Origin of the sequence: Bacteroides sp., assembly GCF_019417265.1 — a bacterium.
Classification (GTDB): Bacteria; Bacteroidota; Bacteroidia; order Bacteroidales; family Bacteroidaceae; genus Phocaeicola.
Window position 1 is genome coordinate 1 of record NZ_DXVR01000008.1, and the last position, 24,901, is coordinate 24,901.

Consider the following 24,901-nt stretch of genomic DNA (forward strand, 5'->3'; position numbering starts at 1 on the left):
GTTCTTGCTTTCTCTTCATGTAGCAAGATGGGAGAATTGTCTTCTGACTACTTCACAACAAATCCTGAAGTGCTCGAAGCTGTAGGAGGTAAAGTTCCTGTTACTATCACAGGTAAATTCCCTGAAAAGTATTTCAAGAAAAACGCAACTGTAGAAGTTACTCCGGTTTTAAGATGGGAAGGTGGCGAGGCTAAAGGTCAGCCTGCAATGTTCCAGGGTGAAAAAGTTCAAGGTAACGACCAGACTATCTCTTACAAGGCTGGTGGTACTTACACAATGAAAGCTTCTTTCGACTATGTTCCAGAAATGGCTAAGTCAGAACTTTATCTTGACTTCAAAATCAAGAAAGGAAAGAAAGAATACACTATTCCTTCAGTAAAAATCGCTGATGGCGTTATCGCTACTTCAGAACTTCCTACTGTAGCTTCTGCTAATGCTGCTAACGCTGCTGACGCATTCCAGCGTATCATCAAGGAAGCTAAAGAAGCTCAGATCATGTTCTTGATCCAGCAGGCTAACCTTCGTTCAAGCGAATTGAAATCTGAAGGTATCAAAGATTTCCACAAACAGGTAGCTATCGTTGCTGGCGACACTAAGAACTACAAACTTAACAATATCGAAATCTCTGCTTATGCTTCACCTGATGGTGGTGTTAAACTGAACACAGGATTGGCTGAAAATCGTCAGAACAACACTGAAAAGTACATGAAACAGCAGTTGAAGAAAGGCAAAATCGAAACTAACGTAGATACTGAATACACTGCTCAGGACTGGGAAGGTTTCCAGGAATTGGTTTCTAAATCTGACATCCAGGACAAAGACCTTATCTTGCGTGTTCTTTCAATGTATCAGGATCCGGAACAGCGTGAAACTGAAATCAAGAACATTTCTTCAGTTTACAAGACTTTGGCTGACGAAATCCTTCCTCAGTTGCGTCGTGCACGCTTGACTGCTAACTACGATGTTATCGGTCGTAGCGACGAAGAAATCAACGCAGCATTCGACAGCGATGCTTCTACATTGAGCGTAGAAGAACTTCTTTACGCTGCTACTTTGACTAACGATAATGCTCGCAAAGAAGCTATCTACAAGAAAACTATCGAATTGTATCCTAACGACTACCGTGCTTACAACAACCTCGGTGAATTGGCATACGTTTCAGACAAGGCTGCTGCTGAAAAATACTTCAAACAGGCTGCAAGCAAGAACGCTAACGCTCCTGAAGTTAACACTAACCTTGGTTTGATTGAATTGTCTAAGGGTAATGTAGCTAACGCTGAAACTTATCTTGCTAAAGCTACAGGTGCCAACACAGCTAACGAAGCTCTTGGTAACTTGTATATCAAACAGGGTCAGTATGACAAGGCTGTTGCTGCATTCGGCGACACTAAGACAAACTCAGCTGCTTTGGCTCAGATCTTGGCTAAAGACTACAACAAGGCTAAAAACACTTTGTCAGCTGTTAAGAACCCAGACGCTTACACAGACTATTTGATGGCTATCGTAGGTGCAAGAACAAACAACGCTGATTTGGTTAAGACAAGCATGGCTAAGGTTGCACAGAAAGACGCTGCTCTTGCTGCTAAAGCTGCTAACGACCGTGAATTTGCAAAATATGCAAACGAAATCAAGTAATTAAGCAATTAATTATATACAGCACTGAAGGTCGGAACGATTGTTCCGACCTTTTTTTGTAAATAAACTCACAGGAAACACATAGTTTACAGCATTTTTATGTATTTTCGCGGTAAACAATAAAAGTCTTATGAATTTAATAATCAGAATAATATTTGTATATACATTAGCATGCCTCGTTTCATGCAGCGAAAATAACATGTTTACGCTTAACGGTACATTAAGCAACAAGAAAGAAAAACACATATACGTTATCTACGACGACCCTATAGCAAAGGTAGATACCATAAAACCTGAGAACGGGAAATTTGAATATACATTCCTGCCGGACACTATAACTATATTCAGACTTGTCAATGATTCAGGAATAGCAATACCTGTATTTGCGGACAAAGGCTGGAAAGTAACGTTCAAAGGCAGCTTTGCCAATCCTGACATATCCGGAGATGGTCCGAACAATGAATTACAAAAGTTCAGAGATCTTATACATAAAGATACTGCCAACATAGTTGATGCTGCCAAAAACTTCATACTGAAAAACAGAATGTCATATGCATCGGCATATATTTTCAATCAGTATTTTGTCCAGGGAAAAGAACATGACTACAAGGAACTGTCAGATATCATTGCCCAGATGGACGGACATGTAAAAGACTGCCGTGTAGTCGACATTATACAAAAGACATTATCCGAAAACAACGACAGAAGTTCGGAATATCTGAACTACTTCTCATGCAAGGATAGAAAAGGAAAATACGTTTCATGGTCAAGCAAAGAGGAGCAATATACATTGGTCAACATATGGGCTTCATGGGATGAAACAAGCAACCGGATGAGAGATTCACTCTACAATGACATCAAATCTCTGCCCGAAAAGGAATTCAGAATTCTGAACCTCTCTATAGACTTGGACAAATCTGAATGGGAGAAAAAATGCAAAGAAGAGAATGAACAATGGATTGAAACCTGCGATTTAAACGGATGGCAAAACCAGATAGTCAAACAAATGAACATATCAAAAGTGCCATACAATATACTCGTAAACAAAAACAGGAAAATAATAACCTCAAATATATATGGTGAGGAACTGACTCAAAAAGTCAAAAATCTGATACAGGAAAACAAAAACAAGAAATAGCAAAAACATGTTAGTAAAGCTATACGGAGCCGCAGTACAAGGCATTGATGCCAACATAGTTACCATAGAAGTAAACACTTCAAGAGGGATAAAGTTCTTTCTTGTAGGGCTTCCTGACTCTGCCGTAAAGGAAAGCCATGAAAGAATCATGTCCGCACTGAATGTAAACGGATATAAAGTACCTTCATGCCAGATTGTGATAAATCTTGCACCGGCAGACATAAGGAAAGAAGGTACATCATACGATTTGCCGTTGGCAATAGGTATAATGGCAGCTACAGGCATCGTATCAGCGGAAAAACTAAGCAAATATCTCATCATAGGCGAGTTAAGCCTCGACGGCAGCCTTCAACCCATAAAAGGGGCATTGCCAATAGCCATAGCTGCAAGAGCACAAGGCTTTGAAGGATTCATACTTCCAAAACAAAATGCGCGCGAAGCTGCCGTGGTAAACAATCTGGATGTCTACGGTGTGGAGAATATCAGAGAGGTGGTAGAGTTCTTTAATGGCACCCGTTCGCTTGAACCAACCATAGTACACACAAGGGAAGAATTCTACAATAATCAGACGGTTTTTCCTTTTGACTTTGCAGATGTAAAAGGTCAGGAAAATGTGAAAAGAGCATTAGAAGTAGCAGCCGCAGGAGGGCATAACATCATAATGATAGGTGCACCGGGAAGCGGAAAATCAATGATGGCCAAAAGACTGCCTGGCATACTGCCGCCGCTTACATTGCCAGAAAGTCTGGAAACCACCAAGATACATTCTGTTGCAGGAAAGCTTGGCAAAGAAGTTTCGCTTATAGCCACACGTCCGTTCCGCAGTCCGCATCACACTATATCTCAGATTGCAATGGTCGGAGGAGGCTCAAACCCTCATCCCGGAGAAATCAGCCTTGCGCATAACGGTGTTTTGTTCCTTGACGAGCTTCCCGAATTCAGCAGAAGTGTACTTGAAGTTCTGCGACAGCCACTGGAAGACAGACACATAACCATTTCGCGTGCCAAATATGTTTTAGACTATCCTGCAAGCTTCATGCTTGTGGCATCTATGAACCCGTGCCCTTGCGGATATTACAACCATCCGACACGCAACTGCGTCTGTTCACCCGGACAAGTCCAACGATATCTAAACAAGATATCGGGTCCGCTACTCGACAGAATAGATATACAGGTAGAAATCGTTCCAGTTCCATTCGAAAAGATTTCAGAACAGGAAAAAGGAGAAAACAGTTCTGCTATTAGAGAAAGGGTGATAAAGGCACGAAAAATCCAGGAACAGAGATTCGAAAAAGAAAAAGGCATACACTGCAATGCACAGATGACTCCGGCTCTGCTACATACATATGCACAGCCTGACGCACAAGGACTTACTCTGCTTAGAAACGCAATGACACGACTGAACCTGTCAGCCAGGGCCTACGACCGTATATTAAAAGTTTCGAGAACGATTGCAGACCTTGAAGGCTCAGCAGATATACTATCATCGCATATAGCCGAAGCCATCAGCTACAGAAATCTTGACAGGGAAAACTGGGCGGGATAAGTTTCTTATATACTTTTATTTATCAGACATTTCACTCTCATTAAGGGTGAAACTTGAAAGCGTTATTTTCTCCAGTGTAATCATCGGAGATTTTCTATATTTACACTTTTCGAAAATACAGCCACTACACTTTGGACTCGCAAATATATCGCATGGGTCAAGATGCAATGTAAGCTGCACTTTATCACTATATCTTCCCTTCAATACATTTTTCAATTTCTCACCAGACTTATGTCCCTCAGAAACAGTATAATACCATGGAACAGTCAGGTCACAGTCTATATAAATACTGTTTCCGGACTTTATCACCTTTGTATTGTGTATATCCACCCACTCAGGTTCCCTGTTCTCGTTAAGCAAATCAGCCAACTCACCCAGAAGTTTATCATCCGCCGTATCAAGCAATCCGGAAATAGTGTTTTTAAGAATTGAAACGCCTGTCACTATTATTATTGTTCCGAATATAAGAGCCAGCGCACTGTCTATCCAGGCCAGTCCGGTAAAATACAAGACCAAAAGTCCGGCCACAAGACCTATAGTGGAATATGTATCCGACTGCAAATGTTTTCCTCCTGCCACAAGCGCCATAGAACCGTATTTCTTTCCCGTTCTGATACTATAATATCCCATGAGATAATTCAGCACACCGGAAACCGCGACTATTATTATACCCACATCAAGTTTCCCTACCTCGGCAGGTACCAGCAGACGCTTTATAGCCTCATATATAATCATACCTCCGGCTACGCTTATCAGGACACCTTCTACAGAGGCGGAAATAAGCTCTATCTTTCCATGCCCGTAAGGATGTTCCTTGTCGTTAGGCTTTGAGCCCCAGCTAAGACAATATAAACTTATCAAACCGGCAACCACGTTGACAATACTCTCCATAGCGTCAGTGAGCACACCCACAGAATTAGTAACAAAATAAGCGGCAAATTTACCAACAAGTATCAGTCCGGATATTAACACTATACGTTTCTGTACCCTGAGTTTTATCTGTTCTTCATTCATAAGTCAAAACTATTTTAAACAGTCTGCAAAGTTATAAATATTAGAAGAAATAAGTATAAATATTTTTATCCTCATTAAAATTTTAGACAATGTCCAGATTGCCTTCAAACAGGCATAAACGTGCCTCAGAAAAACGTTTCGTCGTTTGGATTAAAATGCTTCGTCGTTTAAGACTAAACGTTTCGTCGTTTTGGGAAATAATATTTTTTCTTATTTTGGGCAACAAATATTCATTATTTTATGTAAGTTTGCAAATACAGTTATTAACATAATATCAGAGAATAATGTTCGATATCAAATCTACTAATACAGAACATGAAGATAAAATACTTATAGAAGGATTAAAACAAGGTAATACGGCTATATTTAACTTAGTATTTACAAGATTTTATTCTTCTTTAGTCTTATATGCTACTACACATGAAATACCTGAAGATGAAGCAGAAGACATAGTACAAGATTTTTTCTTCAGATTATGGCTAAACAGATCTAAAATAGATATACATACAGCTCTAAAGAATTATATGTTCGTTTCAATTAAAAATAGTTGCAACGATTACTTCAGACATAAAAAAACAGAAAGCAACATTAAGGAAGCTTTATCTTCTGACAATAATAATGAAGAACCATTCAATGACAGGGATTTCTTAATAGAAAGCGAACTTAGGGAAATCATAAATATCGCCATCAACAAACTACCTGAAAAATGTAGAGAGATTTTTATTTTGTACAAGTTCAAAAATATGAAGGTTAATGAAATAGCTGAAATGGAAAATATATCAAAACGTACAGTGGAAACACATTTAGGAAAAGCATACAAAATCCTCAGAGAAGAACTTAAAGCCTACCTTCCTGCAATATTAGTTACGATTATTATTAATTCCATATTCAGCCATCATTTTTAAAAGCCTAATAAGCAGTCATTTACAACTAAATAAAAATTATTTTATAAAAAAACGCTTTTTTGAGTACGTATATTTTAAACCTGCTACGTCATTATAGTGTAAGAAGAAAATAAAATATGCATGAAAAGGTATAACGACATATCGGATGAACTCTTAGGAAAATATATAACAAAATCACCGTTTTCAGAAGAGGAAAATGAAGAAATCCTTAAATGGGAAGGAAGTGAAGATACTGAAACTTTTCTAAGAGATATAGACACGATAAACAAAGACATTGAAAGACTGAAATCAATGTCACGTTTTAATAGTATGGCTGCTTTAAACAAAGTCAATAGCAGGATAAGAAAAATCAATAGGTACAGAACAATATACAATGCTTGGCAAAAGGTAGCAGCCATAATCGTTATACCTTTAATTGTGTATTCATTATTACAGATTACTAATAGTCTTGAAAAAGAAAATAATATCATATGGCATGAAACCAGCTCGACTTACGGAATGATTTCTAAAATCACACTTCCGGACGGTTCAATAGCAGAGTTGAATTCTTGCAGCCAATTGAGATACCCTTCAGAATTTGATGCAAAAGAAAGAATTGTAGAGTTAAAAGGTGAAGGTTTCTTTAAGGTAAGCAGCAACAAAGAGCATCCTTTTATAGTAAAATGCGATGACATTAGCGTACAAGCCGTAGGTACAGAATTCAACATACAAATTAATAAAAACGGTAAAATTATAACCTCACTAAAAGAAGGCACGGTAAATATAATAAAAGACACTGAAGATAATGAGCAAAAAATGGTAACCCTTACTCCGGGACAAACAGCCATATACGATAAAAACATATCAGATATAACTGAAATAAAAACAAATAACATTGATAAATATTTAGCTTGGAGAGAAGGGATACTAATCTTTACCAGTGACAAACTAATTGACGTTTTAGATATATTAGAACAAAGATTCAACGTAAAGTTTAGAATAAATCCGTCAGCTGATATATCCGGTGTTTTTACAGGGACTTTTGTAAATAAAGATTTGGATACAATATTAAGATACATTGGTTTCACTACCCCGGTAGAGTTTAAATCCATACCAGAAAAAATGGACGAAGCCAGAATTATAGAAGTCAGATAATCACTAAAAACATAATAATAATACATATGTGAATCACCCCCAAAGTGGTTCATAGGGGATGTTTCATCCTTTTTTGTTAGCAAATCACTATAAAAATTTAATATTTAAAAACATGGAAAAAACAATCATCCACTACAAGAAGAAAGCTAAAGGCATATTTAGCATCCAGCATTTTAGAAGAACAGCTGGAACTATTGCTTTTAGTCTTTATTGCGCATCATCATCTTTTTTGATGGCACAAACAGCTAATTCCGGTGTAAGCCTGAATGAAAAGAACAAACCCTTAAAAGAAATACTTGTAATGATAGAAAAACAAACAGACTATCATTTCTTTTACAACGAAGTAGAAACAAATGTTTCTCAGAATGTTTCTGTTTCAGTTGAGAACGTTTCATTACAAATCACATTAGAGAAATTACTAAAAGGTACCGGCATAAAATATAAAATAGAGGACGACAATATTATACTCTATAAAGAAGAAGCAAACACATCCAATAAGTCAAAAACAATAAAGGGTACTGTGGTGGACAACCTTGGAATGGGAGTTCCAGGCGTAAACGTGTTTCAAAACAGTAACACTACCTCCGGTGTTATCACCGATTTCGATGGGAATTTCAATATTACGGTTGATAACCCCAAAGAAGAACTTGTATTTTCTTTCATCGGCTTCAAGACAAAGAAAGTAGCTATCGGCGACAAGACAGAACTCAACGTTGTTCTCGAAGAAGAAAGCGTAATGCTTGACGAAGTTGTAGCCATAGGTTACGGTATATCAAAGAAAAGCAGCGTAACAGGTTCCATCACAAGCGTAAAAGCTGAAGACCTTCCAAAGTCGGCAAACGCTTCTGTAAACAATATGCTTTCAGGAAAGGCATCCGGTGTGCAAGTACTCCAAACAAGTGCCCAGCCCGGTGGTGGAGTAAACATCGTAATCCGTGGTGCAGGTTCAGTAGATGCAGGAAATGCGCCTCTATATGTAATTGACGGTTTTCCTATCAATAATAACAGTGTAGAGCCAGGCGAAGGCGACTATAGTGTGGGTAAACGTGACCCATTGAGTTCCATTAACCCCAACGATATTGAGTCTATAGAAATTCTTAAGGATGCTGCTTCTACTGCCATTTATGGTGCCCGTGCTGCTAATGGTGTGGTGCTAATCACAACAAAACGTGGAAAGGAAGGACGTACCAATGTGGATTTTTCCTATACAGGATCTATACAAAAAGTAAACAATTACTTTGATATGCTTGACGCAAAAGGATTTATGGAATATTCTAATATCCTTGGTAGAGAGCAGTTCCTAATTGATAGGAATATGGCTCCATACGGACCTATTGAGCAGAATTTCAAAGATTTCAGGCCTCTTTACTCTGTTAAAGACATTGCAAATGCAGGAAAAGGAACAGACTGGTGGGATGAAGTAACACGCATAGGGGTGGTACATGATGTAAACTTCTCTGTATCCGGTGGTAACAGTAAAACAAACTTTCTCATCTCCGGTAGCTACTTCGATCAGAAAGGTCTTGTAGAGAACTCTGATTTCCAGCGTTTCACCGCACGCCTTAACATAGACCATAAGATTTCAAACCAGGTAAAGATAGGAGTTTCTGCGACAGGCTCTTATATAGACAACGGCAACGTACAGCTTGGTAGTGGAGAATGGCAAGCATCAGGTGTACTTGTAGCTGCTCTTCAGATGAGTCCGGTTATTCCTATCTACGATGAATCTGGAGACTATTACATTAACCCCAAAGACGCAACTCTTCCAAACCCTGTTTCATACCGTGAAATTGACGACAATACGGTACAAAAGCGACTTCTTGTAAATGGTTACTTAGAATATACACCTATCAAAAATCTGACGTTGAAAGCCAATGTCGGTATGGACAATAAATCAGGTTTGAGAAGCACTTATCTTCCTACTACATTCCTCCACGGAGCATCTGATAATGGAAAAGCTACAAAAGAAATAAACAACAATATGGACTTGCTGTTCAACTTTACGGCAAACTATAACTTTACCATAAATGACAAACACAATATAGGAGCACTTCTTGGTTATGAATATCAAAACTTCATGTACGACGGATTCAGCTCAAAGGTATCAAACTTCTTTACAGATGAATTCGGAAGTAATAACATGGGGGCAGGTTCGGGTACTCCTACAGTAAAGTCATATAAGAATGCGACAACACTTGCTTCATACTTCGGACGTTTATCATATAATTTCAACGAAAAATACATTGCAAGCATGACATTGCGCCGTGACGGTTCGTCAAACTTCGGTGCCGGCAATAAATGGGGATTCTTCCCATCTGTTGCTTTTGCATGGCGTATCATACAGGAAGACTTCATGAAACCTGTAGAATTTTTAAGCAACCTTAAACTTCGTCTTTCTTACGGACAGACTGGTAACAGCGGCATTGGCGACAAAGCATTTGCATATTACGGTCCAACAGAATTCCCTTATATGTTCGGTAATAATATCGTTATCCCTGCAGGACAGGCACAGATGCCCAATGACAAGTTGAAATGGGAAACTACTACTGAATTCAATGTGGGTCTTGATTATGGATTCTTACAAAATCGTATTTCAGGTTCTATCGAATATTATAACAAAGTTGTAAGTGACTTGCTTTCATACAGAACACTTCCTGTGTATAACGAAATCAGAAGTGTAGCAGACAATATAGGTGCAACTCAATTGAGTGGTTTTGAGTTCGACATACATACAGTAAACCTTGACGGAAAGTTCAAATGGAACACAGATTTCAATATCTCTACCTACACAGACAAGTGGAAAGAACGTAATCCGGATATTGTGCTTGACCCTTGGGTGGGAGTAAATGACCCGATACGTGCAGTTTACGGCTATCTTACTGACGGTATAGTACAGATAGGTCAGGATGTACCTCAAATGGAAGGTGAACGTCCGGGTAATCTAATATACAAAGATGTTAACGGATATGATGAAAACCATAAACTAACGGGCAAACCTGATGGCAAAATCAGCGATGCCGACATGGGGCTTTTAGGCAGTACAGACCCTGGATTTTCATTCGGTTTCGGTAACACATTCGAATATATGGGATTCGACCTAAACATCTTTTTCTATGGAATGGGAGACCGTGTTTTGATGAATACCAATAAGAACAAATATTTATTAGGGGCATCTCGTTTACCAATGAATAACAATAACATGATGACAGAAGTAAGCGAATTGTTCCGCCATGACCAGCCAAGTACAACTCATCCGGGTATTGCTCCTAATCCTTACCAGGGTAACAACGACTACCTGATAGAGAATGCGTCATTCATCCGCCTCAAAAACATAACTTTGGGTTATACATTCCCAAGAAAATGGTTTAAAGAAAAAATGAACTTGAGGATGTATGTAGATGCACAGAACTTATTTACATGGACTAAATATACAGGTATCGATCCCGAAACAGATAGCCTTGGAGCTTATCCTAATGCAAAATCTGTATCTTTCGGTTTAAGTCTTGGATTTTAAAACAAAAAAATAAAATATCAATGAAGAAAATATATTTATCAATATTGGTTCTTGCATCATTCCTTTTCAGTTGTGAAGGAAACTTGGAACCTAATGTTTACGACAAGCTAACGGGAGAAAGCTTTCCTAAGACTCCTGCTGATGCTGAAAGCTTAGTTTATTCTGTTTACTACAAATTCCGTGGTGGTGAATGGGATAGATACAATTCTGCCAATGACTCACGAATGGTGCAAGGTGAATTCTGCACAGATGAATTCACGTGCATTTGGAATGGATATTGGGGTAGTCCGTTCAACTTCACCTGGCGTCCTGACGAATTTCCGTTTTCTAAAATGTATTACGACTTTGTGCCGGCTGTGACCACAGCTACTTCTGCCATATATAAGCTTAACAATATGGGCAGCATTATAGAGAAAGAACTCTTAAAACGTTACATAGCAGAACTTAAAGTTGCGCGTGCCTACTTTATGTATGACCTTTATAATCTTTATGGCCCTGTACCAGTAATTACAGACGAAGCAGATATACCAAACCTCAATAAATTAGGTTATAAGGAACGCCCTACAAAAGAACAAATGGTGGGATTTATCAAGGCAGACCTTACTGAAGAGATAATCAGTTCACTACCTGAGAAATGTAGAGACAGTGAATATGGTCGTATGGATCAAGGAGCAGCATTGATGTGTCTTCTCAAGCTCTCCCTGCATGAAAAAGACTGGAATAACGTAATAAAATGTGCAGATGCCATTAAAGCGCTTGGCTATGATTTAGAAGATAACTACAAAAGTATCTGGTCTATAGACAATGAGCAGAACAATGAGATTATATTCCCTATAGTATGTAAACCTACTCCGGAAGGAGTGGGAAACAACTTCCGCGCTCACGTACTACCACCAGACTGGAAGTCTCCGAACGGTTATCCAAGCGAAGGATGGAACGGATATAAAGTACCAAAGGAATTCTACGATACGTTTGATAAGGATGATAAGCGTCTTGAAACACTGATTGACAAATACATTAATAAAGACGGAGACGAGATAAGTGCAATAAAGACCCACTCCGGTGCGCTTCCATTGAAATACTCTGAAGACCCTGCAGGAACAGGAGCCAATCAGGGAGTTGACTATGTAATCTACCGTTATGCAGACGTAGTACTTGCCAAAGCTGAAGCTTTAAATGAGATTAACGGTCCTAAACAGGAGGCTATAGATTTGATAAACGATATCAGAGAAAGAGCTTTCGGTGATAATTCACACAATATAAAACTGTCCGATTTCACCGGTGACAGAGACAAGTTAAGAGAACACATTCTTAAAGAAAGAGGATGGGAATTTTTCTTCGAAGGCCTGAGAAGAGAAGACCTTATACGTCATGGGAAATTTGTTGAATATGCAAACGACCCTTCTAAAATGGGTAACAGAAATCCTCAAAAAAATGCAAGAGACCTCCATGTACTTTACCCTATTCCTAACAAAGTAATAGTGGAAAGCGGTGGTATCATAAAGCAGAATCCTGGATATGATTATTAATCAATCAAAACATAACTAATTATTAACAACTAAAATTTTATTATCATGAAAAAATTATTTAAGTATTTCGTTTTTGCTTTGGCTGTTTCACTGACAGCTTGTTCTACAGAAGATCCAACAGACAACAATGGTGGAAACAACAATGGGAACAACACAGAAAACCCAGATGGGAACAACAATGATGGAGATAAAGACAAAAAAATCACAGCCGATTTTGATTTTACAGTAAACAAGACGACTGGCGACGTTGCCTTTACTAATAAATCTACTGGAGCAGATTCTTACGAATGGGCTTTCGGAGACGAACAAGATGGTTTTTCTACAGAAAAGGACCCTGTTTACCGTTACAGTAAATCAGGTAAGTATAAAGTAACATTAGTTGCATCAAAAGGAACAGACTATGATGAGATATCCAAAGAAGTAGATATTACTATAGAAAAAAAAGAAGTAGCAATAAAAATAGACGGTAGTTTTGATGATTGGAAAAATATCCCTTTAAGAACAGATGTAGAACTGGAAGGCTTCACAGAATTGAAAACCGTAGCGACAAACAATTATATCTACATATATTTGGCTGCACCTAAAAATATACTTGAAGGAGCTGGATTTGTAAACTTTGCAGCTGATTTAGATTACAATTATGAAACAGGACAAAGAGAAAATCAATTTCCTGGTGGGAAAACCGGTTGCGATGTATGTAGAGAAATAGATGGTTCGTTCGTATGGGGAGTGAAAAGCGATAAAAAGATTGGATGGGATTGGCAACAGAACAAGGAACTCGTAACTCTTGGAGATGCCACTATCGACAATATGACATACAAAGAATGGCGTATGGATTTAAAGATGGCTGAAGATTTCATCAAGACCAACAAAGCACATGGTATAGAAGGTTTGGAGCAGAAATTTGCAAAGGCCAACGAACTAAACAAGGAAAAAGCAAGAGTTTATGCATGGTTAAGAAGAAACGATTGGTCATATGCAGGAACTGCTCCCAAAAGAGGGAATGCACCTTTTGACGTAAAACTGGGAGAATATATCAACACTGAAGAATAATTTTCAGATCAAAATCGAATAAATAATTATGGCGAAGGATATTTACAGTATAAACATATTTTCAAATTATTCCTTCGCCTTTCTTTACTTTAAAATAATATTTATGGGACATAAATTAATATACCTTTTAATACCGTTTATCTCTATATTATCCTCTTGCCACAAAGAGAATACAAATGATATACAAGGAGATATTAATCCAGAGAATAATAAAATCCAAATATTGTTTGAAGTTGACAAAGAAACCAATCTCAAAAATCCATATATGGGATGGTCGCTATATTCTGAAGGAACATATGGTATAGAAAGAGCAGAATCATACTGGACCTCACAAGACGAAGCGGGGAAAAGATACGCTGGAGTATATTATTTACGCTGGCCCTGGAGCTATTTGGAATCCGAAGAAGGTAAATATGCATGGGATTATGACGAGAACTTCAAATCCCTTATCCAAGGTGCCTTGGACAGGGGATTAAGATTAGCGTTCAGAATTTTTGTTGATTCAAGAGATTGTGAAGATGAAGCTGTACCCGAATATGTATTCAAAGAAGGAAATTATTTTACGGAATATAATAAAAGAACCCCCTACCCCAACGACCGATATTTCCTGGAAAAATATACAAAATTCATTGAAGCTTTAGGGAAAAAATTTAATGATCCTTCAATAGTAGATTACATTGATTGCGCAGGAATTGGTAAATGGGGAGAAGAGCATACTTTTAAACTGGAGAAGGATGGAGTTTCAAGATATGAAATGTATCAAACAATATCTAATGCATATGCAAAAGCATTTGATAAAGTTATTAACGTTATAAACTTTACAGAACGAGAACCAAAAGAAGAAAATTTACTTATGAACGAACTGGAATTTTCACCAAGACGTGATGGTTATGTGAGTAAATACTTCCCAGTTTCGCAACAAGAAAGTTTCGTTAGCCATTTTCCTTCTAAAATACTGATAGCAGAAGCCTGCTATTGGGGAGGTAGTTATAATATTTGGGAGCAAGAGAATGGCAAATGGAAAAGCTGGAAAGATTATTATACTGAATTGGTTGATTTAGCATTAGACACCCATGCCAATTATCTTGATATGCGCACTCCTACAGAAACAAGCAGACTATTGCAGACAAACAGAGATGACGTAAAACGCTTCATATCAAAAGGAGGCTATCGCATTTATCCAAAACGAATTACTGCAAATATACACGATAATAAAATAAGCATTGAACATACCTGGCAAAATGTTGGTGTTGGCGTCCTACCTAATAACAACAAGAACTTAAGATTCAAATATAAAGTTGCTTTTGCCTTATTCAATGATAAAGACGAATTAGTTCAACAATGGAACTCCGAAAAAGTTGAAGTCAGCGAACTTGTAGGAAATAAAACCATAAAAGGAGAAGAAACTTTTGATTTGGACAGTCACCCTGAAGGAACATACAAAATAGGAGTCGGAATAATCAACACACTTCCAAACGATTCAAAAGATATAAAATTAGCCATTAAACGCCCGAAAATAATAAAAAACGAATGGGTGTATATCGGCGATGTAGAATACAAATAATTAGTCTACAAAATCTTTCGTGTTATTAATCTGAAAAATCGCCAAAGCGGCTCTTAAACATTTACGGGCCGCTTTTTCTATCTATTTTTAAGAATAACAATAAACATTCAATTAAAAATAAAAATGAGAAACTTTTTATCAATACTGATTATATCGCTTTTTATAATTTCTTGTAATTCCGTTACTACAAAAAACAAAACGGTAACATTCACGCCCGACACAATAAGCAACCTTAAAAACCCTTATATGGGATGGACGCTATACACAGAAGGAAGAAGCTGGCATAAAGACGGTAAAGAATCGTGGAGAATACAAGATGAGGCTGCCAAAAAGTATGCCGGAGTATTTTACATTAGATGGAAATGGGATGAAATAGAAAAAGAAGAAGGCGTATATGCCTGGGAACACGATTCTATATTCATCAATCTGGTACAAGGGGCTTTGGATAGAGGATTGAGACTGGCTTTCAGAATCTTCACCCATACAGGAACTCCTAAATATGTATTAGATAAAGCAGAAACGTTTGAACACTGGGGGAAAAGGACTCCATATGCAGACGACCCTGTTTTCCTTGAAAAATATGAAAAATTCATCGAAGCATTCGGAAAAAAATTCAATGACCCATCTTGTGTAGATTATGTTGACTGTAATGGTCTTGGATGGTGGGGCGAAGAGCATAACATAAAATACAAGAACGAGGCAAACAAACATTATGTACACGACAGAATTTGCAAAGCATATGCAAAGGCATTCGATAAAGTAATTAATGTAGTCAACTTTGGTGTAAGAGACGAATATCAGTGTAAAGTGGCATTTGAGGAATTAGAATTTTCTCCACGAAGAGATGGCTTGGTAAGCAAATGGTTCACGGAAAAAGACAGGCTGGAATTCATTAAGCATTTTCCCAAGAAAGTAATAATTACTGAAGCTTGCTATTGGGGAAATAATCCTATAGAATATCACGAAAAGGAAGAAGGAAGGTTAATATGGAAATCATGGGCTGAATATTATGACGATGTCGTAAGCCTTTCATTAAAATCTCATGCTAATTATCTTGACATGAGAACTGTAATAGAAACTCAAAGATACTTGAACGAGGCTTCGGATGCGGCATTGCGTTTTCTTAAAAAAGGAGGTTATAGGATTTATCCAAAAGAAATAACATATAATAAAAAGAACGGGGTAATTAAGATTTCACATAGTTGGCAAAACATTGGTGTTGGGGTCATGCCTAACAATAACAAGAATCTGCATTATAAATACAAAGTTGCATTTGCCTTATTCAATGAAAAAAATGAAATCATAAAGAAATGGTATTCAAACAATATAGAAATCAGCGAACTAATAGACAACAAAGTTATAACAGCCATTGATAGATTTGAAATAAACAATATGAATAAAGGAAAATACAAGTTTGGAGTAGGCATCGTTAATACAATTCCTAACGATTCGAAAGACATCGTATTATCAATAAACAACCCAATAAAAATAAAAAATGAATGGATATATATTTGTAATTTAGACCTGTAAAAACATTTTATTCCTCTTTAATATAGTATATTTGCAACGTTTTAACTAATATTGGGATAATAGATAAAATTGTTTCTCTTAAAATCATTTCAAATAGAGAATATTATATTGAATGCAAAAAATGTGATATTATTCGAAAACATATCATAGTACTTTTGCTCCGAGAATACAAGCAACAAACATTATCTCATAACAAAAGATTCTTAAAAACACCATGAAGAAATTCAGACAACCTAAAATCAAACACTTCTATGCCTTTGCTATGGGAATAGCAAGCATATTTTTTATACCACAAGCCATAAGTGCGGATAATATAGACATGCCTTACTGGAAAGACATCCAGACAGTATGCGTAAACCGTGAAGAACCACGCTCAGCTTTTATGACTTATGCAAACAAGGCGCAAGCCATGACCGGTAAATACGAGTCAAGCACATTTTATCGTCTTCTGAACGGTATATGGAAGTTTTACTTCACAGAATCATATAAGAACCTTCCTGCCAATATTACTGACAAAGATATTGATTTGTCTGTATGGAAAGATATACAAGTTCCAGGCAACTGGGAAATACAAGGATTCGGTACAGCAATATACACAAATCACGGCTATGAGTTCCAGCCTCGTAATCCTCAGCCCCCACAACTTCCGGAAAACAATCCGGTAGGTGTATATCGCAGAAATCTGGAAATTCCTGCCGAATGGAACGGACGCGACATTTATCTTCACATTGCAGGAGCTAAATCCGGATGCTATGTCTACATAAACGGAAAAGAGGTAGGATATAACGAAGACTCTAAAAATCCGGCTGAATATCTCATAAACGACTATTTACAGGAAAAGGACAATGTTCTAACTCTGAAAATATTTCGCTGGAGCACAGGTTCATATCTGGAATGTCAGGATTTTTGGAGATTAAGTGGAATAGAAAGAGATGTATTTATATACTCACAGCCTAAAGCAGCCATAAATGATTTCAGAATAACATCTACTCTTGACGACTCATACAAAAACGGCATCTTCCGTCTGGCAATAGACATGAAAAACAACAGGAGTAAAGAAACAGAACTTGGAGTATCTTATGAACTTCTCGACAATAGGAATAACGTAATAGCCTCATCAGAAACATCTATTCCTGTTAGTTCAAAAGAAATCAATACCCTTACATTTGATAAAATTATACCAGATGTAAAGACTTGGAATTCGGAAGAACCAAATCTATACAAACTCATAATGACCGTAAAGGAAAACGGTAAAGTGACAGAAGTTGTTCCTTACAATGTTGGTTTCCGTCGTATAGAAATCAAAGAAATTGAGCAAAAGTCTGAAAACGGCAAAAACTACACAGTTCTCTTGGTAAACGGTCAGCCTATAAAACTCCGCGGAGTAAACATACACGAACATAATCCGGCTACAGGACACTACGTGACAGAAGAGATTATGCGCAAAGATTTTGAGATTATGAGAAAAAACAATATAAACACAGTCCGTCTTTGCCATTATCCTCAAGACAGACGTTTCTATGAATTATGCGATGAATATGGACTATATGTCTATGACGAAGCAAACATAGAAAGCCACGGAATGTATTATGATTTGAGAAAAGGAGGAACACTGGGAAATAATCCTGAGTGGCTAAAGCCACATATGTACAGAACGATTAACATGTTTGAACGTAACAAAAATTATCCTTGCCTTACATTCTGGTCGCTTGGAAACGAAGCTGGCAACGGATATAATTTCTATCAGACATACTTGTGGCTGAAAGATGCAGACAAAGATATAATGAACAGACCTGTGAATTATGAACGTGCACAATGGGAATGGAATTCAGATATGTATGTACCTCAGTATCCAAGCGCAGCATGGCTTGAATCGATAGGGAAAGAAGGAAGTGACAGACCGGTTGCACCATCAGAGTATGCTCACGCTATGGGAAATTCTACAGGGAGTCTTTGGGATCAGTGGAAAGCTATTTATAAGTATCCCAATCTGCAAGGTGGATACATTTGGGACTGGGTGGACCAGGGACTAAACAAAACAGACGAGAACGGATGTCACTATTGGGCATATGGAGGCGACTTTGGAATAAACATGCCGAGTGACGGTAATTTCTGTTGTAACGGAATCGTAAGTGCAGACCGCACCCCACACCCTGCTATGAATGAAGTTAAGTATGCACACCAGTATATCGGATTCGAGATGAATGATGGCAGTGAAGGTATCTTTACAATAAAGAACCGTTATTACTTCACAAATCTGAAAAAATACATGATTTCTTATTGCGTCAAAGAGAACAATAAAATCATCAGACGCAACAAAATATCAATGGACATAGAGCCACAATGCAGCAAAGAACTAAAAGTAAATGTTTCAGGACTGAAACCCAAAACAGGAACTGAATATTTTGTTGAGTTTTCTGTAACAACCATTGAGCCGGAAACACTTATTGAAAAAGGATATGAAATTGCACACGACCAGTTCCGTTTGCCAATTGAGCCATTGAAACGTAAATTCCAGACTGACGGTCCGGAACTGACATGCAGCAATAAAGACAACCTGTTGACGGTTTCTTCTTCAAAAGTAGAATTTACTTTCAACAAGGAGACCGGCCTTGTAACATCATACAAGGTGAAAGGAACAGAATACTTTCACGATGGCTTCGGACTGCAGCCAAACTTCTGGCGTGCTCCCAACGATAATGATTATGGTAGCCAAATGCCTAAACGACTGCAGATATGGAAACAGTCAAGCAAGAACTTCAATGTGATAGAAGCTACTATAGAGAAAGACGGTAAAGATGCTGTAATAAAGGCTACATACCTGCTGGCTGCGGGGAATCTATATATTGCCAAGTACCGCATACACCCATCCGGTATTATAAAAGCCGATTACACATTCACATCAACACAGATGGAGGCAGCTCATACAGAGTTGTCCGAAGCTACACTTACAGCAACATTCACTCCTAGCAATGAAGCCATACGGAAAGAAAGTTCAAAACTTGTAGTTCCACGAGTTGGAGTAAGATTCCGAATACCTGCACAGATGAACAATGTAACATATTTTGGACGTGGTCTGGAAGAAAACTATATTGATAGAAACAACGGTACATTAGTAGGTTTATACAAATCTACAGCAGACGAAATGTATTTCCCATATGTTCGTCCACAGGAAAACGGTCATCATACAGATACAAGATGGCTCAGGCTAACACAAAAAGGAGGAAAAGGAATTACAATATATGCAGACAAGACAATTGGTTTCAACTCTCTTAGAAACTCTATCGAGGACTTCGACGGTGAAGAAACCACTCATAGAGATTATCAATGGAATAACCGTGATACAGAAGAATTAATACATGACATAGAAAAAGCCCAAAATATAAAACCAAGACAAACCCATATCAACGACATAAGTCCACGTGATTTTGTAGAGGTAAGCATTGATATGAAACAAATGGGAGTAGGCGGCTACGACAGTTGGGGAGCAATACCAGACCCACAATATCTTATCCCTGCAAACCAAAAGTACAAATGGGGATTTACTATAGTTCCAATGTAATAATAAATATATTTTTAATAATCCATGAAAACAAACAAACTCACAAACCTGTGCCTTGGTCTATCCATGACTCTACTTGCAGTTTCATGCGGATCGACAGGCGAAACAAAATCCTACAATGAAGGCATCAACATAATACCGATGCCACAGTCACTAACCGTACAAGACGGAACTTTCAGAGTAAACAACAGCACAAGTATAAGTGCAAAAACATCTGAAGCCAAAACCGTGGCAGAATATTTTGCCATGAAGATGAGACGCTCTACAGGATACGATATTCCGGTGGGAGAAAGCGGAAACATCAAACTCAACATTGACCCGTCTATGGAAATAAATGCTGAGGGATACAGACTTAACGTAACCGGCAGCGAAGTAAACATTGAAGCAAAGACTGCCCAAGGATTATTCTACGGACTACAATCGTTCATGCAGCTTCTTCCGGCAGAAATAGAAAGTCCGGAAAAAGTAAACGGCATAGCATGGACTGCACAGTCTGTCAGCATAACCGATGAACCTCGTTTCGGCTACCGTGGCCTTATGATTGACCCTTGCCGCCATTTTATGACTGTTGACGAGATAAAGAAACAGCTTGACGTAATGGCACTGTTCAAAATGAACCGCATGCACTGGCATCTGACAGAAGACCAGGGATGGAGAATTGAAATAAAAAAATACCCTAAACTGACAGAGGTAGGTTCAAAGAGAATAGAAGGCGAAGGCTATGAATACGGTCCTTTCTTCTATACGCAGGAAGATATAAAAGAAGTAGTGAAATATGCCTCTGAGAGATTTATCACTATAGTTCCTGAAATAGAATTGCCGGGACACGAACTTGCAGCGATATCGGCATATCCTGAACTCTCATGCAAAGGCCAGCCAATAAGCCCTCGTATCATATGGGGAGTGGAAGATGTAGTTATGTGTGCCGGTAAAGAGCTTCCTTTTGAATTTATGGAAAATGTAATTGCCGAGGTGGCACAACTGTTCCCCGGAGAATATCTTCATATAGGAGGTGACGAATGTCCTAAAACAAGCTGGAAAAACTGTCCTCTTTGCCAGAAAAGAATCAGACAGGAAGGACTTCAGGCCAAGGACGGACACTCAGCCGAGGAACGTCTGCAAAGCTATTTCGTACAAAGAATGGAAAAGGTAGCGGCAAAATATGGAAAGAAAATCATAGGTTGGGACGAAATACTTGAAGGTGGTCTTTCTCCTACTGCCACAGTAATGTCATGGCGTGGAGAGAAAGGTGGTATAGCTGCCGCGCTGACAAGCCACGATGTGATAATGACTCCCGGAAGCAATGGCTTGTATCTTGACTATTATCAGGGAGACAGCAAGATAGAGCCTGTTTCCATAGGTGGATATTCACCTCTTGAAAAGACTTATTCATACAATCCTACACCTGACACTCTTGTTGCAATGGGAAAAGAGCATTTCATCAAAGGAGTACAAGGGAACGTATGGAGCGAGTATTTATATAATAACAGTATCAGGGAATACATGACATTCCCAAGAGCGTTAGCTATAGCCGAAGTCGGATGGACAAACACTGACCGTAAAGATTACAAGGATTTTGAAAGGCGAATAAACAATGCTTATGTCCGTATGGACGCACACGGTATAAACTACCATATCCCGATGCCGGAGCAACCGGGTGGTTCTTGCGATTTTGTAGCCTTCACAGACCAGGCTACACTGGAGTTCAAAACTTCAAGACCGGAAAAGATGGTTTATACTACAGACGGTTCTGAACCTACCGCACAATCGGATGAATATACCACCCCGCTGACATTCAATGAGAATACCACATTGAAAATAGCTACAGTACTACCTTCAGGTAAGTTGAGTAAAGTGAGAACTGTTACAATTCAGAAACAGACACCATCAAAAGGGCAAGAACTGAAAAATCCTGCAAAAGGGCTTGAAATGAGAGTGAAATACGGTTCATATCTCAATACTGACGGTTTTGATGAAAAAAACATGAAATTCGATAACAAGAAAATCATCAAGACTACACGTGAGCTGACATCCGTTGAGAAACGTTCCGACTCTATGAGAGGAGTAAAACAGTATGCTGCAATAGCAAACGGCTACATCAACATAGAAGAGGATGGAGTATATTATTTCTCGTCAGACCTTGAAGAAGTGTGGATAGACGGCAAATTGCTCATCAGCAACAAGGACGAAGTGAAACGTTTCTCAAGGAACGACAAGTCTGTAGCATTAGGTAAAGGCATGCATGAAATCAAGGCTGTATTCCTCGGCCATATCATAGGCGGATGGCCTTCAAACTGGAACGACGGCAGTATAAAAATAAAGAAAGCCGGTTCTGAAAAGTTTGAAAGCATAGGCGAAAACATGTTATTCCATTAACGACTAATCCATATTTAATTATAAGACATCAGTCCTGTATATCCTTATTGGAAATGCAGGACTGATATCGTTAAGAATCTCTTATATTCAGACAACATTGCCATATAATCTTCTCTATCTTTTTGACTTACCTATAATTCACTGAAATAAATATGAGCATTTTAAGGCAATCATATAACCAAACACCAGTTCTTCAATACCAATTATCAGTTTAGAGCCTAAAAGTGCGACTATATTCCATATTATGTTGTATCTTTGCAGAGATTAGAGTTAAAGTAATATTTAAAGTCAACAATATATATGGAAAAGAAATTCAAAAGAACAACCGTGACATCGGCACTTCCTTATGCCAACGGTCCTGTACATATAGGACATCTGGCAGGCGTATATGTGCCGGCTGACATCTATGTCCGTTATCTTCGCCTGAAGAAAGAAGATGTAATCTTCATCGGTGGATCAGACGAGCATGGAGTACCTATCACAATCCGTGCCAAAAAAGAAGGCGTAACCCCACAGGACGTTGTTGACCGCTATCATACACTGATTCGCGACTCTTTCAAGGAGTTCGGTATCTCGTTCGATGTTTACGGTCGTACTTCATCAGAAATACACCATAAGACTGCTTCTGAGTTTTTCCGTAAGCTTTACGATAAAGGCGAATTCATAGAAAAGACTTCTGAACAGTACTACGATGAAGAAGCAAAGACATTCCTTGCCGACAGATATATCACCGGAGAATGTCCTCGCTGCCACGCTGAAGGCGCATACGGCGACCAGTGTGAGAAATGTGGTAGTACACTCTCTCCTACCGAGCTTATCAACCCTAAGAGTGCCATCAGCGGTAGCCAGCCTGTAATGAAAGAAACAAAACACTGGTATCTCCCACTCGACAAACACGAAGGATGGTTGCGCAAATGGATTCTTGAAGACCACAAGGAATGGCGTCCTAACGTTTACGGACAGTGCAAGAGCTGGCTCGACATGGGACTTCAGCCACGTGCCGTAAGCCGTGACCTCGATTGGGGTATTCCAGTTCCGGTAGAAGGTGCAGACGGAAAAGTGCTTTATGTATGGTTCGATGCTCCTATAGGATATATCTCAAATACTAAGGAACTGCTTCCTGACTCATGGGAAAAATGGTGGAAAGACCCTGAAACACGTCTTGTTCACTTCATCGGTAAGGACAACATCGTGTTCCACTGTATCGTTTTCCCTGCTATGCTGAAGGCTGAAGGCAGCTATATTCTGCCGGACAATGTTCCTTCAAACGAGTTCCTGAACCTTGAAGGCGACAAGATTTCAACTTCACGCAACTGGGCTGTATGGTTGCACGAATATCTTAAGGATTTCCCGGGCAAGCAGGATGTTCTGCGCTATGTCCTCACAGCTAATGCTCCTGAAACTAAAGATAATGACTTCACTTGGAAAGATTTCCAGGCACGCAATAACAACGAACTTGTTGCCGTGTATGGTAACTTCGTAAACCGCGCACTCGTTCTTACAGGCAAATATTTCGACGGTAAAGTTCCTGCTGCAGGCGAACTGACAGACTACGACCGTGAAACTCTGAAAGAATTTGCGGACGTTAAGGCTGAAGTAGAAAAACTTCTTGACGTGTTCAAGTTCCGCGACGCGCAGAAAGAAGCAATGAACCTTGCACGTATCGGTAACAAATATCTTGCAGATACAGAACCTTGGAAACTTGCCAAGACAGATATGGACCGTGTGGCTACTATCCTGAACATAGCTCTTCAGCTTGTTGCCAACCTTGCAATAGCATTCGAACCGTTCCTGCCGTTCAGCTCAGCGAGATTGCGTACAATGCTTAATATGGATTCTTTCGAATGGGAAAATCTTGGACGTACAGACCTTCTTGCTACAGGACATCAGTTGGGTAAGGCTGAACTTCTGTTCGAAAAGATTGAAGACAATGTGATAGAGGCTCAGGTTCAGAAACTTCTTGACACAAAGAAGGCTAACGAAGCTGCAGCTTACAAGGCTAACCCAATCAAGCCTACAATAGCATTCGAAAATTTTGAAAAGCTTGATATCCGTGTGGGTACAGTTCTTGAATGCGAAGTAGTGCCTAAGATGAAGAAACTGCTGAAGTTCAAGATTGCAGACGGACTTGAGAACCGTACTATCGTAAGCGGTATAGCACAGCATTACAAACCGGAAGAATTGGTAGGAAAACAGGTTCTGTTCATCGCCAACCTTGCTCCACGCCAGTTCAAGAACGGTCTGGTGAGTGAAGGTATGATTTTGAGTGCAGAGAACTTCGACGGTTCACTGGCTGTTACTTCTTTGCTTAAGGAAGTAAAACCGGGAAGCCAGGTTTGCTGATAAGATTACTACAGAAAATCAATCATAAAGGGCGGGATATGGATGTCCCGCCTTTTTC

At 38.8% G+C, this 24,901-nt stretch carries 14 protein-coding genes; 13 read left to right on the forward strand and 1 reads right to left on the reverse strand.

Features of this window, described 5'->3' with window-relative positions; all coding sequences use genetic code 11:
• From QZ379_RS02145 to QZ379_RS02155, 3 genes are all read left to right on the forward strand, one after another.
• A partial coding sequence (locus tag QZ379_RS02145) for a hypothetical protein (RefSeq protein WP_291557799.1) occupies positions 1 to 1,635 on the forward strand: 1,635 nt, incomplete at its 5' end.
• Between the two features lie 130 nt (positions 1,636 to 1,765).
• Entirely contained in the window at positions 1,766 to 2,773 is a 1,008-nt protein-coding gene (locus QZ379_RS02150; protein ID WP_291557801.1) for a thioredoxin-like domain-containing protein, read from the forward strand.
• 7 nt (positions 2,774 to 2,780) lie between these two features.
• Entirely contained in the window at positions 2,781 to 4,319 is a 1,539-nt protein-coding gene (locus QZ379_RS02155; protein ID WP_291557803.1) for a YifB family Mg chelatase-like AAA ATPase, read from the forward strand.
• Positions 4,320 to 4,334: 15 nt separating this feature from the next.
• On the opposite strand, the gene QZ379_RS02160 is transcribed toward QZ379_RS02155, so the two are convergent.
• A complete protein-coding gene (locus QZ379_RS02160) occupies positions 4,335 to 5,333 on the reverse strand; it encodes a cation diffusion facilitator family transporter (protein ID WP_291557804.1) in 999 nt (332 codons plus the stop codon).
• A 284-nt stretch (positions 5,334 to 5,617) separates the two neighbouring features.
• Here QZ379_RS02160 and QZ379_RS02165 point away from each other — a divergent pair, with 284 nt between their 5' ends.
• From QZ379_RS02165 to metG, 10 genes are all read left to right on the forward strand, one after another.
• Positions 5,618 to 6,238: an RNA polymerase sigma-70 factor gene (locus tag QZ379_RS02165; RefSeq protein ID WP_291557806.1), complete on the forward strand. Its 621-nt coding sequence runs from the start codon at positions 5,618 to 5,620 to the stop codon at positions 6,236 to 6,238.
• Positions 6,239 to 6,358: 120 nt separating this feature from the next.
• The gene (locus QZ379_RS02170; protein WP_291557808.1) at positions 6,359 to 7,372 is read left to right on the forward strand and encodes a FecR family protein; all 1,014 of its coding nucleotides are present in this window, start codon (positions 6,359 to 6,361) and stop codon (positions 7,370 to 7,372) included.
• Between the two features lie 112 nt (positions 7,373 to 7,484).
• Positions 7,485 to 10,886: a TonB-dependent receptor gene (locus tag QZ379_RS02175; protein ID WP_291557811.1), complete on the forward strand. Its 3,402-nt coding sequence runs from the start codon at positions 7,485 to 7,487 to the stop codon at positions 10,884 to 10,886.
• A 20-nt stretch (positions 10,887 to 10,906) separates the two neighbouring features.
• Entirely contained in the window at positions 10,907 to 12,415 is a 1,509-nt protein-coding gene (locus QZ379_RS02180; protein WP_291557814.1) for a RagB/SusD family nutrient uptake outer membrane protein, read from the forward strand.
• A gap of 45 nt (positions 12,416 to 12,460) precedes the next feature.
• Positions 12,461 to 13,468, forward strand: a complete 1,008-nt coding sequence (locus QZ379_RS02185; RefSeq protein WP_291557817.1) for a PKD domain-containing protein — start codon at positions 12,461 to 12,463, stop codon at positions 13,466 to 13,468.
• A 28-nt stretch (positions 13,469 to 13,496) separates the two neighbouring features.
• Positions 13,497 to 15,032, forward strand: a complete 1,536-nt coding sequence (locus QZ379_RS02190; protein ID WP_291557819.1) for a hypothetical protein — start codon at positions 13,497 to 13,499, stop codon at positions 15,030 to 15,032.
• A gap of 246 nt (positions 15,033 to 15,278) precedes the next feature.
• Complete coding sequence (locus tag QZ379_RS02195) at positions 15,279 to 16,562, forward strand: hypothetical protein (protein WP_291557821.1); 1,284 nt, start codon at positions 15,279 to 15,281, stop codon at positions 16,560 to 16,562.
• 262 nt (positions 16,563 to 16,824) lie between these two features.
• The gene (locus QZ379_RS02200) at positions 16,825 to 20,124 is read left to right on the forward strand and encodes a glycoside hydrolase family 2 TIM barrel-domain containing protein (RefSeq protein ID WP_291557876.1); all 3,300 of its coding nucleotides are present in this window, start codon (positions 16,825 to 16,827) and stop codon (positions 20,122 to 20,124) included.
• 24 nt (positions 20,125 to 20,148) lie between these two features.
• Positions 20,149 to 22,500, forward strand: coding sequence for a family 20 glycosylhydrolase (locus tag QZ379_RS02205; RefSeq protein ID WP_291557823.1), 2,352 nt, complete (start codon positions 20,149 to 20,151; stop codon positions 22,498 to 22,500).
• A 300-nt stretch (positions 22,501 to 22,800) separates the two neighbouring features.
• Entirely contained in the window at positions 22,801 to 24,843 is a 2,043-nt protein-coding gene (gene metG / locus QZ379_RS02210; RefSeq protein WP_291557826.1) for a methionine--tRNA ligase, read from the forward strand.
• Positions 24,844 to 24,901 lie beyond the last annotated feature (58 nt).

Bases quoted from the DNA above. Each gene is read 5' to 3' on its own strand.
- QZ379_RS02150 (WP_291557801.1), top strand. From the start codon at position 1,766: ATGAATTTAATAATCAGAATAATATTTGTATATACATTAGCATGCCTC.
- QZ379_RS02155 (WP_291557803.1), top strand. From the start codon at position 2,781: ATGTTAGTAAAGCTATACGGAGCCGCAGTACAAGGCATTGATGCCAAC.
- QZ379_RS02160 (WP_291557804.1), bottom strand. From the start codon at position 5,333: ATGAATGAAGAACAGATAAAACTCAGGGTACAGAAACGTATAGTGTTA.
- QZ379_RS02165 (WP_291557806.1), top strand. From the start codon at position 5,618: ATGTTCGATATCAAATCTACTAATACAGAACATGAAGATAAAATACTT.
- QZ379_RS02170 (WP_291557808.1), top strand. From the start codon at position 6,359: ATGAAAAGGTATAACGACATATCGGATGAACTCTTAGGAAAATATATA.
- QZ379_RS02175 (WP_291557811.1), top strand. From the start codon at position 7,485: ATGGAAAAAACAATCATCCACTACAAGAAGAAAGCTAAAGGCATATTT.
- QZ379_RS02180 (WP_291557814.1), top strand. From the start codon at position 10,907: ATGAAGAAAATATATTTATCAATATTGGTTCTTGCATCATTCCTTTTC.
- QZ379_RS02185 (WP_291557817.1), top strand. From the start codon at position 12,461: ATGAAAAAATTATTTAAGTATTTCGTTTTTGCTTTGGCTGTTTCACTG.
- QZ379_RS02190 (WP_291557819.1), top strand. From the start codon at position 13,497: ATGGCGAAGGATATTTACAGTATAAACATATTTTCAAATTATTCCTTC.
- QZ379_RS02195 (WP_291557821.1), top strand. From the start codon at position 15,279: ATGGGATGGACGCTATACACAGAAGGAAGAAGCTGGCATAAAGACGGT.
- QZ379_RS02200 (WP_291557876.1), top strand. From the start codon at position 16,825: ATGGGAATAGCAAGCATATTTTTTATACCACAAGCCATAAGTGCGGAT.
- QZ379_RS02205 (WP_291557823.1), top strand. From the start codon at position 20,149: ATGAAAACAAACAAACTCACAAACCTGTGCCTTGGTCTATCCATGACT.
- metG (WP_291557826.1), top strand. From the start codon at position 22,801: ATGGAAAAGAAATTCAAAAGAACAACCGTGACATCGGCACTTCCTTAT.